At 60.2% G+C, this 17,780-nt stretch carries 17 protein-coding genes and 5 tRNA genes; 5 read left to right on the top strand and 17 right to left on the bottom strand.

Features of this window, described 5'->3' with window-relative positions:
• Window positions 1–17: 17 nt before the first annotated feature.
• From DXC99_RS07565 to dnaB, 5 genes are all read right to left on the bottom strand, one after another.
• The gene (locus tag DXC99_RS07565) at window positions 18–1,790 is read right to left on the bottom strand and encodes an ABC transporter ATP-binding protein (RefSeq protein ID WP_117629783.1); all 1,773 of its coding nucleotides are present in this window, start codon (window positions 1,788–1,790) and stop codon (window positions 18–20) included.
• Between the two features lie 184 nt (window positions 1,791–1,974).
• Complete coding sequence (locus DXC99_RS07560) at window positions 1,975–2,670, bottom strand: NUDIX domain-containing protein (RefSeq protein ID WP_199408739.1); 696 nt, start codon at window positions 2,668–2,670, stop codon at window positions 1,975–1,977.
• Window positions 2,671–2,691: 21 nt separating this feature from the next.
• Window positions 2,692–3,996, bottom strand: coding sequence for a phosphoribosylamine--glycine ligase (purD, locus tag DXC99_RS07555; RefSeq protein ID WP_089572586.1), 1,305 nt, complete (start codon window positions 3,994–3,996; stop codon window positions 2,692–2,694).
• 118 nt (window positions 3,997–4,114) lie between these two features.
• A complete protein-coding gene (locus tag DXC99_RS07550) occupies window positions 4,115–5,401 on the bottom strand; it encodes an adenylosuccinate synthase (protein ID WP_117629782.1) in 1,287 nt (428 codons plus the stop codon).
• 93 nt (window positions 5,402–5,494) lie between these two features.
• Entirely contained in the window at window positions 5,495–6,892 is a 1,398-nt protein-coding gene (gene dnaB, locus DXC99_RS07545; protein WP_117629781.1) for a replicative DNA helicase, read from the bottom strand.
• A gap of 195 nt (window positions 6,893–7,087) precedes the next feature.
• Between dnaB and DXC99_RS07540 the strand changes: the two genes are divergently transcribed.
• Window positions 7,088–7,582: a nucleotidyltransferase domain-containing protein gene (locus tag DXC99_RS07540; RefSeq protein WP_117629780.1), complete on the top strand. Its 495-nt coding sequence runs from the start codon at window positions 7,088–7,090 to the stop codon at window positions 7,580–7,582.
• A 71-nt stretch (window positions 7,583–7,653) separates the two neighbouring features.
• On the opposite strand, the gene DXC99_RS07535 is transcribed toward DXC99_RS07540, so the two are convergent.
• The 5 genes from DXC99_RS07535 to rpsF form a co-directional block, all read right to left on the bottom strand.
• Window positions 7,654–8,739, bottom strand: a complete 1,086-nt coding sequence (locus tag DXC99_RS07535) for an IS1595 family transposase (RefSeq protein WP_158551679.1) — start codon at window positions 8,737–8,739, stop codon at window positions 7,654–7,656.
• 217 nt (window positions 8,740–8,956) lie between these two features.
• Window positions 8,957–9,496, bottom strand: coding sequence for a 50S ribosomal protein L9 (gene rplI / locus DXC99_RS07530; RefSeq protein ID WP_117629778.1), 540 nt, complete (start codon window positions 9,494–9,496; stop codon window positions 8,957–8,959).
• 15 nt (window positions 9,497–9,511) lie between these two features.
• The gene (gene rpsR, locus DXC99_RS07525) at window positions 9,512–9,778 is read right to left on the bottom strand and encodes a 30S ribosomal protein S18 (protein WP_006235829.1); all 267 of its coding nucleotides are present in this window, start codon (window positions 9,776–9,778) and stop codon (window positions 9,512–9,514) included.
• Window positions 9,779–9,850: 72 nt separating this feature from the next.
• Window positions 9,851–10,303: a single-stranded DNA-binding protein gene (locus tag DXC99_RS07520; RefSeq protein ID WP_055310294.1), complete on the bottom strand. Its 453-nt coding sequence runs from the start codon at window positions 10,301–10,303 to the stop codon at window positions 9,851–9,853.
• A gap of 48 nt (window positions 10,304–10,351) precedes the next feature.
• Entirely contained in the window at window positions 10,352–10,645 is a 294-nt protein-coding gene (rpsF, locus tag DXC99_RS07515; RefSeq protein WP_006235831.1) for a 30S ribosomal protein S6, read from the bottom strand.
• Window positions 10,646–11,149: 504 nt separating this feature from the next.
• On the opposite strand from rpsF, the gene DXC99_RS07510 reads away from it, so the two are divergent.
• From DXC99_RS07510 to DXC99_RS07495, 4 genes are all read left to right on the top strand, one after another.
• Window positions 11,150–11,240, top strand: a tRNA-Ser gene (locus tag DXC99_RS07510).
• A gap of 48 nt (window positions 11,241–11,288) precedes the next feature.
• Window positions 11,289–11,379, top strand: a tRNA-Ser gene (locus DXC99_RS07505).
• 369 nt (window positions 11,380–11,748) lie between these two features.
• Window positions 11,749–12,438, top strand: a complete 690-nt coding sequence (locus DXC99_RS07500; RefSeq protein WP_229057814.1) for a trimeric intracellular cation channel family protein — start codon at window positions 11,749–11,751, stop codon at window positions 12,436–12,438.
• A gap of 106 nt (window positions 12,439–12,544) precedes the next feature.
• Window positions 12,545–13,690, top strand: coding sequence for a polymer-forming cytoskeletal protein (locus DXC99_RS07495; protein ID WP_117629777.1), 1,146 nt, complete (start codon window positions 12,545–12,547; stop codon window positions 13,688–13,690).
• Window positions 13,691–13,819: 129 nt separating this feature from the next.
• Here DXC99_RS07495 and typA read toward each other — a convergent pair whose 3' ends face one another.
• From typA to DXC99_RS07460, 7 genes are all read right to left on the bottom strand, one after another.
• Window positions 13,820–15,658, bottom strand: coding sequence for a translational GTPase TypA (gene typA, locus DXC99_RS07490; protein ID WP_117629776.1), 1,839 nt, complete (start codon window positions 15,656–15,658; stop codon window positions 13,820–13,822).
• 117 nt (window positions 15,659–15,775) lie between these two features.
• Window positions 15,776–16,225: a hypothetical protein gene (locus DXC99_RS07485; protein ID WP_089572580.1), complete on the bottom strand. Its 450-nt coding sequence runs from the start codon at window positions 16,223–16,225 to the stop codon at window positions 15,776–15,778.
• A gap of 30 nt (window positions 16,226–16,255) precedes the next feature.
• Window positions 16,256–16,645 (bottom strand): hypothetical protein, encoded by a 390-nt coding sequence (locus DXC99_RS07480; protein ID WP_117584034.1) that lies wholly within the window; start codon window positions 16,643–16,645, stop codon window positions 16,256–16,258.
• Window positions 16,646–17,146 (bottom strand): bifunctional nuclease family protein, encoded by a 501-nt coding sequence (locus DXC99_RS07475; RefSeq protein WP_089572578.1) that lies wholly within the window; start codon window positions 17,144–17,146, stop codon window positions 16,646–16,648.
• Between the two features lie 182 nt (window positions 17,147–17,328).
• A tRNA-Ile gene (locus DXC99_RS07470) sits at window positions 17,329–17,405 on the bottom strand.
• A gap of 4 nt (window positions 17,406–17,409) precedes the next feature.
• A tRNA-Ala gene (locus tag DXC99_RS07465) sits at window positions 17,410–17,485 on the bottom strand.
• A 67-nt stretch (window positions 17,486–17,552) separates the two neighbouring features.
• Window positions 17,553–17,629 (bottom strand) — tRNA-Ile (locus DXC99_RS07460).
• Between the last annotated feature and the right edge of the window lie 151 nt (window positions 17,630–17,780).

Here is a 17,780-nt window from a genome sequence, read left to right as displayed (position 1 = left end):
ACTTCCTGTCATATCAATCAGTCGAGCTCGTGCGCACGCGCACCTTCGAACTGCATTCGATAGTAACGGGCATAAGTGCCGCCACGGGCGAGAAGCTCCTCGTGCGTGCCACGCTCCACAACGCGACCATGCTCAACGGTCGCAATCTCATCGGCGTGCTTAATGGTCGAGAGACGGTGGGCGATGATGATTGTGGTACGGCCGCGTGCCAGCTCTTCGAGCGACTCCTGGACCGCCTCCTCGCTCTCGTTATCCAAAGCACTCGTCGCCTCGTCCAAGATCAAGATTTTGGGATTCTTGAGAAACACACGCGCGATGGCAACGCGCTGTTTCTGTCCGCCCGAAAGACGGCTGCCGCGCTCGCCCACGACCGTGTCATAGCCCTGTGGAAGCGACTCGATAAAGGCATCGATGTTGGCGCGACGGGCGGCCTCGGCGATCTCTCCTGCCGTAGCGCCCGGCTTGCCGTAGGCGATGTTCTCGCCAATCGTGCCGTCAAACAGATAGACATCCTGCTGCACCAGGCCGATGGCGCGACGCAGGCTCTGCTGCGTCACATCGCGCACGTCCTGGCCGTCGATGCTAATGGATCCGGCGGCCACGTCATAAAAGCGCGGCAGCAGCGAACAGGTCGTGGACTTGCCACCGCCCGAAGGGCCAACCAAAGCGATGGTCTGCCCGGGCTTGATGGACAGGTCCATATGGTCGATAACGGGACGCTCGTCGGCATCGCCCTCGCCCAGCTCAACATCCTCGTAGTTAAAGCACACGTCGTGATACTCCACGGCGCCGGCAGTCACCTGCAGATCCGTAGCGCCCGGCTTGTCCTGGATATCCGGCGCGGTCGAGAGCACCTCGTCCATACGCTTAAAGCCGGCGATAGCCTTCTGATACGTTTCGGCCGAATTGACGAGTGTCTCGAGCGGCGTGCAGAACAGCGAAATATAGAGTGCAAAGGTCGCCATATCGACCGCCTGCAGCTGCCCCTGGGCGACCAGCCAGCCGCCCAGCAGCACCACGATCACATAGAGCACACCCGAAAGCAGGCCATACGTCGCGGTATAGACGCCCATGGCGTGATACATGTTCTCCTTGGACGAAAGATAGCGATTGTTTGAGGCGCGGAACTTGAAGTGTTCGGTCTCCTCATTGGCAAAGCTCTTGACCACGCGCATGCCCGCCAGCGAATCCTGCAGCTGCGCATTGATGCCGCTGATCTTTTTGCGGTTGTCGCTAAAGACCTCGCGCATGCGCATGTTCTGCCAAAACATGATGGCCGAAAACGCCGCCGTCACCACGGCCATGGCGAGCGCCAGCACCGGGGCGATGGTAAAGAGGATCACAAACGAGCCGATAATCTCGATGCCGCAGATGATGATCCACTCGGGCACGTGATGCGCCGCCTCGCAGATATCGAACAGGTCGTTGACCACGCGGCTCATCATGTCGCCCGAGCTGTTGCGGTCGAAGTACGCAAAGCTGAAGCGCTCATACTGGTCGAACAGGTCCTCGCGCATCTTGGACTCCATGCGCGCGCCCATCACGTGACCCCAATAGCTCACAAAGTAGCGGCAGGCGCAGCGGACGGCATACATCAACACCAAGCCCACCGCGATCATGCCGAGCGCCTGCATAATGGCAGCCTGACCCTGAGTAAATAGCCCACCGGTCAAATTGCGCAGGATAATGGGGAACGCCAGGTCAATGGCGGCAAGCACCAGAGCGCAAACAGTATCAGCAACAAAAAGCCCCATCTGGGGCTCGTAGTAAGAAAGAAACCTCTTAAACATAGTCACCTTACGCGGTTTTACCAAACCGCGTTTCGTCTCGACGCTGCAAGTGCTCCATTTGGACAATCTGGCCTTCAATCGTCGGTCGCGTATATCCATACGCTTCCCTCCTCTTTTAGGCCACCTTGTCTCAATTGGAGCACTTTCGCTGACTTACACAGACCTGCGGGATCATCCCCGCTCGTTAAAGATCGGCCCCACCCAAGCGGTGCGCGATGCTGTCGCAGGCAAGCGCGCCTACGACGGTCTTGGCGTCTTCGATCTTGCCGTCGAGCACGGCGTCGATCAGCTCGTGCAGCGGCACCAGGTCCACGTTGACAAACTCGTCATCATCGGGGTTGGGCGCATCAAACTCGAGCTTGGTAGCCAAGTAGATGCGGATGATCTCATCGCAAAAACCGCAGGACGTGACAATCGACGTCAAAAAGCGAATACGACCAGCCCTAAAGCCCGTCTCCTCATGCAGTTCGCGCTTGGCGCAATCGAGCGGATCCTCGCCTGGATCGAGCTTGCCGGCGGGAATCTCGACCGTCACGCGGTCGATGGCGGTGCGGTACTGACGCACCAGTACGATCTTGCCGCTCTCGGTCAGCGCCACGACGGCCGCCGCACCCGGATGGCGAACGATATCGCGGGCGCTGCGGCGACCGTTGGGCAGCTCAACCTCAAGACGGTGGACGTCGAGGATCTTGCCCTTCCAGGCGCACTCCTCCGAAAGAATCTTCTCGTGCAGCTCGGCATCGTGCGGGTCGTCGTCGCCCAGCACCAGCGCCGGCTCGTCAGCGACCTCGCCACCAGGCTCGCCCTCGGCGTGCCCATACATGCGGCTGTCCTCTTCGACGATCTGCGCGTCCACGAGCTCTTCGTTCTTCTCGTCCATCCGTCTCATTCCTCTCGGATTTTAGGCATCCCAGGCGTCGCGGCCGCGCAGTGCGCGCAGGCCGATGTCGTGACGCAGGGTCTTGCCCTCAAAATCAATCTTCTCGCAAGCCTCGTAGGCAAGGTTGCGAGCGTTCTCAAACGTGTCGCCCAGAGCGGTCACGGCAAGCACGCGGCCACCATTGGTCACGAGCTGGCCGTCCACCACGGCAGTACCCGCGTGGTAAACGGTCACGTTCTCCATGGCCTCGGCATCCTCAATGCCAGTGATGACCTTGCCCTTCTCGTAGCTGCCGGGATAGCCCGCGCTCGTCAGGACAACGGCCACGGCCCACTCGTCACGCCAGTCGAGCTCAATCTGATCGAGCTCGCAGTTGGCGCAGGCGAGCATGACCTCGACCAGGTCGTTCTTAAGGCGCGGCAGCACAACCTGAGTCTCGGGATCACCAAAGCGGGCGTTGAACTCCAGCACCTTGGGGCCGGCGGGGGTGAGCATAAAGCCGCCATACAGGCAGCCGCGGTAGTCGATGCCCTCGGCAGCAAGCTCGGCCACGGTCTGCTCCATGACCGCCACCATCGTGGCGTGCTCTTCATCGGTCACGATGGGCACCGGGCTGTAGACGCCCATGCCACCGGTGTTGGGGCCCTTGTCGCCCTCGAGCGCGCGCTTGTGGTCCTGCGAAGTGGCCATGGGGCGCACGGTCTTGCCGTCGGTAAAGGCCAGCAGCGAGCACTCGGGACCGGTCAGCATCTCCTCGATGACCACGGTGCTGCCGGCATCGCCAAAGGTGCCGCCAAAGCACTCGCGCACGGCCTCCTCGGCCTGCTCAAGTTCGGTCGCCACGATAACGCCCTTGCCCGCGGCAAGGCCGTCGGCCTTGACGACCAGCGGGGCGCCCTGCTCGCGCACGTAGGCGAGAGCCGAAGCCTCGTCGGTAAACGAACCATAGGCTGCCGTCGGAATGCCCGCACGCTCCATGAGCTGCTTGGAGAACAGCTTGGAGCCCTCCATCTGGGCGCCCTCGGCACCCGGGCCAAAGCAGGGAATACCCGCCGCGCGCACGGCGTCGGCCACGCCCGCCACGAGCGGAGCCTCGGGGCCAATTACCACGAGTCCGCATCCGTGGCTCTGAGCAAACGCCGCCACGGCCGCGGGATCGCAGTCGTCGAGAACAACGTTCTCGCCGCAGCTCGCGGTGCCGCCGTTACCCGGCGCAATGTAGAGCTTGCCGGCGCGCGGTGATGCTGCGAGCTTTGCTGCCAAAGCATGCTCGCGGCCGCCGCTGCCCAACAACAGGATGTCGATGGTTTGAGTGTCCGCCTTCAAGGGTGCCTCCTCTATGGATGAATGGCCCGCTCCGCGCGAGCCCTTTGCAAGCAAATATACCCCTCGGCCGCCCACTTGGGCTGCAAAGGGGTATATCGCAATAACCAAATGGTCCCGATTACTTCCAGAATCGGTTGATGATCTGCTCGCGACCAGCGCCAACGCCAATGAACGTCACGCGGGTGTGTGCCAGATCCTCGATAAACGCCACATAGTCCTGAGCCTCTTGCGGCAGCTCGTCAAAGCTGCGGCAACCGGTGATATCGCACTTCCAGCCGGGGAGCTCCTCGTAGATGGGCTTGGCGTGCTCAAAGCGCACCTGATGCTCGGGCACGCTCGTGTAGCGCTCGCCATCGACGTCGTAGGCCACGCACACCTTGATGGTGTCGAAGGCCGAAAGCACGTCGAGCTTGGTCACGGCGATGTCGGTGAGGCCGTTGACGCGCGAGGCATAGTTGGCGATAGGGCCGTCAAACCAGCCACAACGACGACGGCGACCGGTGGTCACGCCGTACTCATAGCCTTCCTCGGTCAGCGTGTGGCCGGCCTCGGACTCATAGGAAAGCTCGGTAGGCATGGGGCCCGAACCGACGCGGGTGATATAGGCCTTCATGACGCCCAGCACGCGGTCGACATTCTTCATACCGACGCCGGAGCCGGTGATGGCACCGCCGGCGGTGCAGTTAGAAGACGTCACGTACGGATAGGTGCCGTGGTCGATGTCGAGCAGCGTCGCCTGGGCGCCCTCGAACAGCAGGTCCTTGCCCTCGTCGATCATGTTGTTGAGCAGCAGGCTCGTCTCGGTGATGTAGGGGCGCAGGCGCTCGGCCATGGGCAGGTACTCGTCGCAGATCTGGTCCACGGTGTAGGTGGGCAGGTGGTAGATGAGCTCGAGCTCGGGATTCACGCGGGCAAGAGCGGTCTCCAGCTTGTCGCGGAACAGCGCCTCGTCCAGCATGTCCTGCATGCGCAGGCCGATGCGGGCCATCTTGTCCTGGTAGCACGGACCGATGCCGCGCTTGGTGGTACCGATGTTCTTCTTGCCGAGCTTCTGCTCAAAAGCACCATCCAGATCGATGTGGTACGGCATGATGATGTGCGCGTTGCCACTGATCTTGAGGTTCTTGGTGGTGATGCCGTCGGCCTCGAACATGTCAATCTCTTCAAGGACAACCTTGGGGTTGACGACGCAGCCGTTACCGATCACCGACACATGGTCGGAATACATGATGCCGGAGGGCACCTGGTGCAGGCCGTACTTCTTGCCGTTGACGACGATGGTGTGGCCGGCGTTATTACCGCCCGAATAGCGCACGACGGCATCGAAGTCGCCGGCGACCAGGTCGCAAATCTTACCCTTGCCCTCATCGCCCCACTGGGCACCGACCAAAACGGTTGACGGCATGTTTACTCCTTACATTCATGGACTGTCTACGTGCCACGCCGGCACGCAGAAGCACAAAACATTCCCAGTATACCCGTGCAACGGGCGCCTGTCCTACTCCTCGGTATGCGCCCCATCAAGCTCATAGAACTTGGTGGATGCCGGCAGGAACATCAGGTCGACGTCACCGATCGGGCCCGAACGGTTCTTGGCCACGACGATACGCGTAACGCCCTCGTCGGGTCGATCGTCACGCGAGGCCTCGGCCTCATCGGCGGAGCGGTCCAAGAACATAACAATGTCAGCGTCCTGCTCGATGGAGCCCGATTCACGCAGGTCGGACAGCTGCGGGCGCTTGCCGGTACGGGATTCAACCTGACGCGACAGCTGCGACAGCGCGATCAGCGGAATCTTGAGCTCCTTGGCCATAATCTTCAGACCTCGCGACATCTCGGAGACCTCGACGGTGCGGCTCTCGGAACGACGTCCCGGCGGAGGACTCACCAGCTGCAGGTAGTCCAGGATGATGATGGCCTTCTCCTTGTTGTGGAGCATGCGGCGGCTCTTTGCGCGAATCTCAGTCACTGTGGTGCCGGGCGTATCGTCAATCAGAATGTCGAGCTTAGACAAGGTCTGCGTGGCCTCGTTGATATTGGCCCACTGCTCGGGGCTAATGCGGCCCATGCGGAAGTCACTGATCGAGATCATCGCATAGGCGCAAATCAGACGCTGGGCAATTTCCTTACCCGACATCTCCAGCGAGAAGAAGCCGACGGTATAACCGGCAGCGGCAGCGTTGAGCGCCAGATTCAGGGCGAACGACGTCTTACCCACAGCAGGGCGAGCGCCGATAATGATGAGCTGACCCTCGCGGAAACCCATGAGCATGCGGTCGAGCGACGGGAAGCCCGTGGGCACGCCCGCAGCCTGGCCACCGGCCTGGCACACTTCCTCGGCCTCGTTATAGGCCTCGACCATAAACTCGGTCAACGTCTTGTAGCTCGACTTGACCTCGCGTGCCGTGACCTTGAGCAGCTTGCTCTCGGCCAGCTCCACGACCTCTTTGGTATCGGTGGGGGCGTTATAGGCCAGCGCGTTAATCTCGTTGGTGGCGCCAATCAGCTCACGCAGCATCGAGTCGCGACGAACGATGGCGGCATGGTGCTGCCAGTTGACGAGCGACAGGGTCTGACCCATCAGCTCCAAAATGTACGCCTCGCCGCCCACGGCATCGAGCTTGTTGATGCTTCGCAGGTAATCGATCAGCGAGATGGAGTCGATGGGGATGCGACTGTTGTACATATCGACCATCGCGGTATAGATGGTCTTATGAATAGGCCGGTAGAAATCATCGGGCTGCAGCTCGACCTGGGCTTCTTCGACCACTTCGGGCGATAGCAGCATGGCGGCCAGTACGTTGGCCTCTGCATCTTGGTTTTGGGGGAGACCCAACTTGGAGCCGCGGTCCTCGACCGTCAGCCATGTCTCCCTATCGTCATATGCCATGAGCATCCTCATTCATATCGCTTGCGAGCATCCATAGTATCAGCCACAGCTTTAAATCGAGGCGCGCCTTAACAATCATCACCGAACCAAACGGATGAACGGTCCCTTATGTGCGTTGTGTTAGACGGGACCGCTTTGGATACTGGGACTTTTCCTATAATCTTTCTTGCTTAGATAGCAGGCGAAAGCGAAGGAGCTCCTATGGTCACCAAGGATGATGCGTGTTGGATAATCGGCCTTTCCGCAGGTGCGGGCATTGGCGTATACCTTGATGGCGGCTGGGGCATCGATGCGCTTGTCGGGCGTGAGACCAGGGCTCATAACGACATCGACCTGTTCGTTCAGCGCGGGGATTACCAAAGGTTCGTGGATCTAATTGCTGATGAGGGGTTTTCCGAGGTGGCTGCATCTTTCACCACCGAAGATCACACGGTGTGGCAAGACGAGGCGGGGCGCATCGTCGACCTGCATTGCTTCGATTTCGCCGAGAATGGCGATATTCTGTATCAGGGAGATCGTTTTCCCGGGGAGGTCTTTTCGGGGAGGGGGCGCATCGGCGAGGTGGAGGTGTCGTGCATCGACCCCGAAAGCCAGCTGTTGTTTCACTTGGGCTATCAGCATGACGAGCACGACGCCCACGATGTCATGCTCCTATGCCGTGAGTACGGTTTCGACGTTCCCGAAGAATATCGCTAGCTGTTGCTATTTGCATCGGGGCACGACTTCAGCGCTTGCCGCAGATGCGCTGCGCCAGACCGCCCTGGACATCACGCCACGCCGTATATGGCCCTCCGCGCACGCGAGTCCCATTTCGCCTGCTTGATCCAGTACTCGTAGAACGGATAGGGGGTCACCTTGTACTGGCGCCAGGTCTTCTCGTACGTGCCGCGGGCTGCCTGCCTCACTATGAGCTCGGCGAGCTCGTCCGCGCTCCTGCGGACCTTGAAGCACCATGTCCACTTGAACCAGGCGAGGTAGTTCTCGAGGCGTCTCGTGGAGACACCCCGGAACCTGCCGATGAAGTGCCTCATCTGGGAGTGGAGGCTGTTCACCCTGTTGATGGCGTGCTCCTCCCTCTTGCTGGCGATGTGCGCGCCGACGCCGAGGGCGGGCAGGACGCGGCGGTACACGTGCGCACGGTCCGTCGAGATTATCGCGCCGACCGCGAGCTTGTCGGCGAGCAGCTCCCTGGCTGCCGCCTCGTCGAGGCCGCCCCTCCCCGCGATCTCGTAGAAGATGTCGCCGGCGTCGTTGATGCCGGTGAGCACGCATATCTTCTCGTGCCCGTCGGTTCCCTGCGACCTTGTGCGGGGCTTCCTGGGCATGCCGGACTCCGACCTGGAGCGGTTTCCCTTGAAGCTCTCCCTGAAGAAGCACTCGTCGAGCTCGGCCCCGCCGCCGGCCTCCACGCGGAAGGCGGGCATGCGCTTGGCCATGGCCTCGAGCAGCCTGTGGCGCATGAAGAACGCCGTCTTGAGGCACACGCCGCACTTTTCCGCCGACTCGCGCAGCGGGAGCATGTCCACGTGGCACTCCGCGAACCTCATCCAGGCCGACCTGTCGAGCTTGGTGGTGGAGAAGATGCGCATGGTGGCGTCGGTGAAGGTCCTGGCGCACCCTCGGCAGAGGAACCGCTGACGGCCGCTCCCGTCTCGCCCCCTCTTCACGTAATGCGGGGAGCCGCACCAGGGGCAGGCTCTGTCGGGATCGTCTTCCGCCCCCTCGCTTGCCGCGAGTTCGAAAAGCTCCGCGTCTATCAGCGCCTTGAGCGATCTCAGGGCCCTGCTTGTATTCTCGGCAGCCGTCATCTGCGGGAGGAACTGCCTCGTCAGCTGGGTGAGCACGTCTTCCATTGCAACCTCCATCTCTCCTGATGATGGAATTGTCGCAACCGGGGCCCCGTCGCGTGTACTGCGTGCAGGACACTTATCCAAAGTGGTCTAACACAACGCTTATGTGGGACTGCATCTCAATGTATGACGTGACACCCACTCAGCGCAAAAAATAAAAGGGCGCCCCGGTCTCCCAGAGCGCCCTTCTTAGAACAAGATTGTTGCGTTGCAGCAAATGCTACTCAGCAGCAGCCTCGGTCTCGACCTCGGCGGTCTCGGCCTCGGCGACCTCAGCGGCCTCCTCGACCTCAGCCTCGGCAGCGAGCTCCTCGGCGGTAACGCCGACGAGAACGACAACCTCGGCCTTGATCTCGCGGTACAGCGAGATGGCAACGGTGTGGGCACCGGCAACCTTGATGGGCTTACCGAGCTCGACGCGCTTGCGGTCGATGTCCATACCGAGCTGAGCCTTGATGGCGTCAGCAATCATAGCGGCGGTAACAGAGCCAAAGAGGATGCCCTCGTCGCCGACCTTGACGTCAACGGTGACCTGCTTGCCCTCGAGGGCAGTCTTGGTCTCGTTGGCGGTAGCCAGACGGACGGCCTCGCGCTTGGCGATGTTGTTGCGACGCTCGTCGAGCTGCTTGAGGTTGCCCTTGGTGGCGGCAACAGCGAGCTTCTTGGGGAACAGGAAGTTCTCAGCGTAACCCTGAGCGACCTCTACGACGTCACCCTCGCCGCCCTTGCCCTTGATCTCATCGAGAAGAATAACCTTCATGATGCGTCTCCCTTCTTAGCCGCGGTCGCGGTTGCCACGAGAGGAAACCACGGGGACGGTGTACGGCAGGAGAGCCATCTCGCGGGCGCGCTTGATGGCGTTGGCGATGTCATGCTGATGCTGCGTGCAAGCGCCAGTGACGCGACGGGGCTTGATCTTGCCACGGTCGGTCATGTACTTACGGAGAAGCTGAGTGTCCTTATAGTCGATGAACTCAGTGTTCTCCTTGCAGAACTGGCAGTACTTACGACGCGGCTGACGTGCAGAAAAATCATTAGCCATGTCAAAATACCTTTCGTTTGGCAACTTCGGCGAACCGAAGCCGCCTCTCACTCAAAAATAGGTGAACAACCCTTAGAACGGGATGTCCTCATCGTAGACGTCGACCGCGGGCGGCGTAGCCACCGGTGCGGCAGGACGTGCTGCGGGCGCGGGAGCTGCGGGGGCGTAACCGCCCTGATCGTAGCCACCCTGGCCACCACGGGAGCTCATAAACTCGATCTCATCGACGATGACCTCAAGCTTGCTCCGGCGCTGGCCATCGCGCTCCCAAGAGCTGTAGCGCAGCTTGCCCTCGATCGCGACCTTGTTTCCCTTTGCCAGGAAACGGCTCACGGCCTCGGCGCGCGTGCCGAACATAGTGCAGTCGACAAAGTTGGGATAGTCCTCCCACTCGCCAGTCTGCGGGTTGCGGCGACGATCGTTCACGGCGACGCCAAAGGACAGAACCTGGGTTCCGCCGGCGGTGGCGCGCAGCTCGGGATCACGCGTGAGGTTACCGGTGATGTTCACTCGATTGATGCTCATAACTCACTACTTCCTCTTGGGGCACAAGCCCAGTCCAAAACGACAGTCTTACTCCTGGTCGTCGCGACGGACGATCATGTGGCGGACCACAGCGTCGGTGATGCGCAGGACGCGATCAAGCTCGGCGATCTGGGTAGGATCTGCGTGGAAGTTGATGAGGGTGTAGTCACCATCGGTGAGGTCGTTGATCTCGTAGGCGAGCTTGCGCTTGCCCCACTCGTCAACGGAGTCGACCTTGCCAGCGCCCTCAGCGATCGTGGTATCGATACGCTTCATAACAGCGAGACGAGTCTCGGGGTCGAGCGACGGGTCAACAAAGAACAGCAGTTCATAAGCCTTCATATTGTCACCTCCTCTGGGCAAATGTGGCTTCAGGTCGTGAAGGTGCGCCTGAAGCAGGAAAAGACTTGGTAATAATATCTTTCAACCTCCTAGGCCGCAAGAATATGCAGCTACAACCTCATGACCTCCACATATGCCCATACTCGCACGACGTTTCATGCGTCTTCCAACCAAATGCTGACCAAGTGCTTGACGGATTTGTGGACAAGATACGACGCCGCGGGGACAAGCTGAGCCAAGCCACAGGTCAACGGGCACAAGGCTGTGGTCGCAAAATGCATACCAGTGGTCCACAGCGCCACCCAAAGATTTTTAAATTCATTGCCAAGTCGCTTATGAATACCCCTTTTGAACAATTGAGTTAATCAACCACGCTGGTCGGAAGCCGTTTTTTGGCACCTCAAACCCCACTGCAACGACAAGCGCGGCCAAGCGTTTTAAAAAATGCCAACTTTTCTGTTTGCACTTTGCGGTTCCTCGTGTATACTGGCTTTCGCATTTAACGGAGAGTTGTCCGAGTGGCCGAAGGAGCACGATTGGAAATCGTGTAGGCGTCAAAAGCGTCTCCAGGGTTCAAATCCCTGACTCTCCGCCAGTTAATTCCAAAGCAGGCCTTCGAGCCTGCTTTGTTTTTACCCCACGCGGAGGGGTGGCAGAGTGGTTGAATGCGGCGGTCTCGAAAACCGTTTGGCCTGTATAAGGTCACGAGGGTTCGAATCCCTCCTCCTCCGCCATTTTGGTTGAGAAAGCTCCCGAAAACGGGGGCTTTTTTGTTTAGAGTCCCTTACAAGCAAATACGGCGGAGGAGGAGGGATTCGAACCCGCCAGGGCGCAAAGCGTAAAGAAAACGCGCCAGTGGCGCGTTTTTAGCGCAGCGCGGTCGGCGTAAGCCGACCGGATAAATTTTGAGCGCTGCTCAAAATTTGGACATCCCTCCTATTCAGCCACGCCCCCATCGCGTTCAGCATCGACCCAGATCCCCAAACATGGAACCTACGCCCCCACCCAGTCCCGACCGTTTACCGAGCAATAGGATCACCACGCCCGCCAACCATGTACTATGTACGGGCATTGTCTAAACCCGCAACCAAAAGGACCCCATCTTGCCCGTCGTCGCCGCTATGACCGTTACCTCACACGCCACAGATGCCATGGTCGCCATCCCGTTTTGGCTCGAAATGTTCGCCGTCGTCGCGGCTTCAATCTCGGGCGTGTTGGTCGCGCGCGAGCACAAGCTCGATCTGGTGGGCGCGGTCGCGCTTGCCGTGGTCTGTGGCTTGGGCGGCGGTCTTTTACGCGACATGACGCTGCAGGTGGGCAACGTCTACATCCTCAACCAGCCAATGGCGCTGCCGCTTTCCATTGCCACGGCAGCCATCATCTATATTTTCCCGGCAATCGTCGACAAGCCCGAAAAACTCATTCCCCTGCTCGACATCATCTCGGTCGGCATCTACGCCGCCACTGGAGCAGACAAGGCGCTGGTCTACGGCTTTGCACCGGCGGTGTGCATCATGATGGGCTTTTTCACCGCGGTGGGCGGCGGCATGTTGCGCGACGGCTTTATGGGCGTGGTTCCGGGCATTTTCCAACGTACTAACTTTTATGCCATCGCCGCCATCGCCGGATCGACAAGCTATGTGTGTCTCGTTATGAGCGGCATTATGAGCAATGTCGCCGCGCTGGTCGTATGCGTTGTCGTGACCATGGGTCTGCGCTGGCTCTCGCTGCGCTTTGACATCAAAAGCCCCACCGAAGAAGATATCGCGCGCTTCTTGCACCGTAAAAAGTAAACAGCACGGCACGACCCTTCGAAATGCAACCGAGAGGTTCTTTTAGAGCGCCCACGCGTTGGGTACCCTGTTAGGTGTATGTCGAGCATCTGACGAAGGATTCACTATGCCCTGTAATCAATTCCCGTCGACCCAGCGCCGTAAAGCGTGGGTCCGCATCACGATCCTATTCGCGCTCGTCGCCCTAGCGGTCACCGCACTTCCCACGGCGTCGTTCGCCGGCACAGACACCGCAGGCAACGTACTTGCGACCGACAATGACGCCAATTCGTCCGGCGTCGAAGGTGACCTGTACTGGGCAGGTCAGGCCCTCAACTTGGACGATGCGTCCATCGGCCGCGACATAATTGCAGCAGGCGAGAGCCTCTCCATCCGCGACTGCACGGTGGGCGGCGCCGTCCGCTTGGCGGCGCGCACCATCGACATTGCCAAGACTACGGTTGATGGCAGCGTGACCGTTGCCGGCCAGCATGTCGTGCTCAATTCCGACAGCACCACCAACTGTTTCTATGCGATAGGCGAGACGGTTGCCCTGCGCGGCTCTACCAAGTCGGCAGCGCTTGCGGGCGATACGGTGACTATCGATGGCACCGTCGAGGGCGATGTCGAGGTTTGGGCCGATAAGCTCATCCTGGGCAAGAACGCCCACATCACCGGCACCGTGAACGCGCACGTCTCCGAGGACCCCGAGCGCGCCGCGGGAGCCGAGGTCGGCGCGCTCAAGATCGACCGCACCGAGAGCGAGGATACTTCCACCGTTAACGATGTCATCGGCGGTATCGTCGCCGCGGCACTCTCGGCCTGCTTTGTCGCCCTACTGCTCGAACTCGTCTTTCCGCGCGCAACCGCCAGCGCCGCCGGCATGCTCCACCAGCGCCCCATGCCCCTGTGGGTGAGCGGTCTTCTGGGCACGATTGCTATCGTCCCCGCCGTCCTACTGCTAATTATCTCTATCGCTGGTCTGTCGCTTGCCGGAGCCCTCATGTGCGGTGTTATTGGCATCGCGCTGGTGTCGAGTGCCTTTGCAGGGTGCGCGATCGCGCGCATGGTCGGACACAGCCAGAACCGCTACGCCATGGCGGCCGCCGGCGGCGTGATCGCAGGTGCACTTACGGCAATCCCCCTCGTAGGCGATTTCATCAGCGGCGTGGCCTTTGTCTTCACGCTCGGCTATGTTATCCAGATCATCTGGCGCAACGCTCGCCTCAAGTCGCAACAGCCGGCTAATACGCCGGAACTCCCCACCGCCTAGCTGCCAACCACCACAAAGGGGACAGGCACCTTTGTGGTGGTGCAAGCGAACCTGTCCCCCTTGCACCAAAAAGGGCGCCGACCATCGCGGTCGACGCCCTTTCTTATTGGCGGTTATAAGCCCCAGCGCTTATTTGTTGACCTGACCGGCACGGACGGCGGCCTTCTTGCGGTCGGTGGCATTGAGCAGACGCTTGCGCAGGCGAATATTCTTGGGAGTGATCTCCACCAGCTCGTCATCGGCGATGTACTCCAGCGCCTCCTCCAGCGAGAAGGTGCGGGGCGGCACCAGCTGCACGGAAATATCGGAGGTCGAGGAACGCTGGTTGCCCAGGTTCTTGGTACGGGCGATGTTGACGACCATGTCGCCGGCCTTGCTGCGCTCGCCCACGATCATGCCCTCGTAACACTCGCTGCCCGGCTCAACAAACAGCTGGCCGCGCTCCTGCAGCGTGCCCAGGGCATAGGCAACGGCCTTCTCGGTGGTCATGGAGATCATGGCACCGTTCTGACGGTTGCCGATCTCGCCGGCGTAGGGACCGTACTCCAGGAAGGTGTGGTAGAACACGCCCTCGCCGTGGGTGACGTTCATGATGCGGTTCTTAAGGCCCATGATGCCACGCGTCGGGATCTTAAACTCAAGGTGCGTCACGATGCCCGAGGTATCCATACTCGTCATGATGCCACCGGAGGTGCCGAAGACCTCAACGACCTTGCCCGAGTACTCGTCCGGGCACTCGACGACGGCCTGCTCGACAGGCTCCATCTTGTTGCCGTTCTCGTCCTTCTTAAACAGAACGCGCGGACGACCGACCTGGAACTCAAAGCCCTCGCGGCGCATGGACTCCATCAGAACGGACAGGTGCAGAATGCCGCGGCCCGAGACCTCGACGCCGCTCTTGTCCTCGAGCTCCTCGATCTTCATGGTCACGTTGTTCTCGGCCTCGTTGAACAGGCGCTCCTTGAGCTGACGGGCACCCACGATGTCGCCGTCACGGCCGACGAGCGGGGAGGTCGAAGCCTCAAAGACGATGGACAGGGTCGGCGGGTCGATCTCGATGGGCTCGAGCTCGACGGGGTTCTCGGGGTCGGTGTAAACATCGCCGATATCGGTGCGGTCGATGCCCACGACGGCGGCGATGTCGCCGGCGCCGACTTCCTGGCACTCGGTGCGGCCCAGGTAGTCGAAGGTAAAGAGCTGCTTGACGGTAGCGGTGGCGCTGGAGCCGTCGTTCTTGACGACCAGGATCTGGTCGCCCTGGTGGATGGTGCCGGAGTACACGCGGCCGATGCCGATACGGCCAACGAAGTTGGAGTGGTCGATGGTCACGCACTGCATGGCCAGCGGGGCGTTCTCATCAACCTCGGGCGCGGGCATATCGTCGATAATCATATCGAGCAGCGGATACATATCCATGTTGCCGTCATTGGGATCGAGGCGGGCAAAGCCGTTGACGCCGCTGGCGTAGATGACGTGCTCCATGGCAAACTCGAGCTGGTCGTCGGTGGCGCCCAGGTCGGCCATAAGGTCGAGGCAGTCGTTGTAGGCCTTCTCGGGGTTAGCACCCGGACGATCAATCTTGTTGATGACGATCATGATCTTAAGGCCGGTGTCGATAGCGTGACGCAGCACAAAGCGGGTCTGGGGCATGGGGCCCTCAAAAGCGTCGACCAGCAGCAGGGCGCCGTCGGCCATACGCAGCACACGCTCGACCTCGCCGCCAAAGTCGGCGTGGCCCGGGGTGTCGATGACGTTGATCTTAACGTCCTTGTACTCGATAGAGATGTTCTTGGCGAGAATCGTAATGCCGCGCTCACGCTCCTGGTCGTTAGAGTCCAGGACGCGGTCCTCGACCTGCTGGTTGGCACGGAAGGCGTCCGTGGCACGCAGGAGCTTGTCGACCATCGTCGTCTTGCCGTGGTCGACGTGGGCGATGATGGCGATGTTCCTCAGATTGTCTACGCGCATGTAGTTCCCCTATCTTCTATCCATATACAAACGGCACGCGTATGCGGCCCGCCCAGCGATACAACGCTCAGCGGGAATATTGAGCCTTTTACCGAAAACTCGTTTATTTTAGCGATTTTAGATAAGAGGGGTTTCCTCACCTGCAGGTTCAGGGTCGCTCCACATAAAACCATCGCCGGCACCCATGCCCTCATACAGCACGTATGCCGAAAAACCGCTCTCGAGCGTGGTTTCGAAGAAGCTCACGAGCAGGGCGTCGTGATAGCCGCCGTCAATTTCGACACAACCGGTGTAGCCGATGGCGTAACGGGCGATGCGGCCCAGCCCCTCGTCCTTAAGACCCATCTTGTGCTCGGAGATAAAGTTGGTGGCAGCCTCGAGGCACGCCTCTTCGCCATCCTCATCGAGCGCCGCCAGATAACGGTTGGAAGCAGCGTCCTCGATCGCCACAACTACGCCCGGATTCTCGCCGGCGGCAAGGTCGTCCAAGAACGCACCAATCAGGTCACACACCATGGCGTCGAGCTCGGCGGAGACGTTACCGGCGTCCTGCATATCCTGTGCCATCTTTAGACCTTCCCATCGAATCCGGCGTCGTTACAGTTCTTGTGCCTCAGCAGCGATCTTGGCGGCAGCGTCGCGGGCGTGCATCATATCCACCGCACGCTTGTCGAGCACCTTGATCTGACTGGTCAGCATTACCGCGTCGACCACGCCCCAGATCACCAGGCCCGTAGAGATCGAAAACCCAAGCGCACCAACTGTACCACGAAGGCGCGAGCAGATTGCCGCGACAAGGGCGGAGATGACAACCATCTTGATAAACGAGCCGCGGCGCTCGCGAAGCGTGCGGGCCTGTGTCACATAGGCGAGGCGGGCCGCCTCGGATGCTTCCGAGCGCATCTGGGCTTCACGCGCGATGGCGGCCGCCTCAGCCGACATGCCGCCGGCCATCAGCGAACGCTCCGCAACCTGGACGCCCCGCATTTAGAAGTCATCGGGGGAGAGCGTATGGACGAACTCGTCGAACTTCTCGAACTCCTGCTCGTCGTCGACTTCCTCGGCATGGGCAGAAACGGTGCCCAGGCGATTCATGATGTCGTCCTCCACAAACATGGGAGCATTGCTGCGCACGGCAAGGGCGATGGCATCGCTGGGGCGGGCATCGATCTTGCGCTCGTCACCATCGGCCAGTACGACAATCGTCGCGTAAAACACCGGCGGCTCGGCGCGAACGATCTCGATGCGCTCGAGTTTGGCGCCCAAGGCGTCAACGGTATCGAGCAACAGGTCATGGGTAATCGGGCGCTCGGCGCGACCGCTATCGATGCCGCGGCTGATGGCAGCAGCTTCAAACGAACCAGTCTGAATGGAAAGGGAACGCAGCGGCGCGGGCAAGTCCGATTTGCTGCAGCGCTCGCGAAGCACGATAAGCGATGGCACGGGACCGGCGGCCATGACGATGGTCTCTATGTCGACACGAACCATGGAACACCTCCGGTACGTAGCGGTTAACACGCGGCAGCCCGCCGCATTGAATAGCTATACTACCCAAACTTTCGCACAGCACACAAAATCAAAGTAGTCTTTTTGGGACGGGGCTCTTTTGACTACTCCAGCAGGTAAGAAAAAAGCCCCGAGGAAACCCTCGAGGCTCTTCACAGTTTTGATGGTGGACCTGACAAGATTCGAACTTGTGACCTCCCGGTTATCAGCCGGACGCTCTAACCAACTGAGCTACAGGTCCATCATGGTGGAGGTTAGGGGGATCGAACCCCTGACCTCAGGCTTGCAAAGCCCGCGCTCTCCCAGCTGAGCTAAACCCCCACGGAGACAGTAATAAACACCCCAGCGGCGACTCGGCTCTCGCTGGGGTGTTTATTGCGAAAGAAAGTGGTGGACCTGACAAGATTCGAACTTGTGACCTCCCGGTTATCAGCCGGACGCTCTAACCAACTGAGCTACAGGTCCATCGCGCAAAAGATATATTAGACGAGTCGTTACGCGCGCGTCAACAACTTTTTTGAAAATCTTTGGGAGGGTGGTCGCTGGGCTGGCGGGATGGTTTTGGTTTGCTGCTCGGACAGTCCTGCGCAAGACGAAGGCCACATTAAGTGGCCTT

The organism is Collinsella sp. TF10-11AT, from assembly GCF_003437565.1.
Lineage (GTDB): Bacteria > Actinomycetota > Coriobacteriia > Coriobacteriales > Coriobacteriaceae > Collinsella.
The sequence above is the reverse complement of the archived record's forward strand: the minus strand, read 5'-3'. Positions and strand labels throughout refer to the sequence as shown.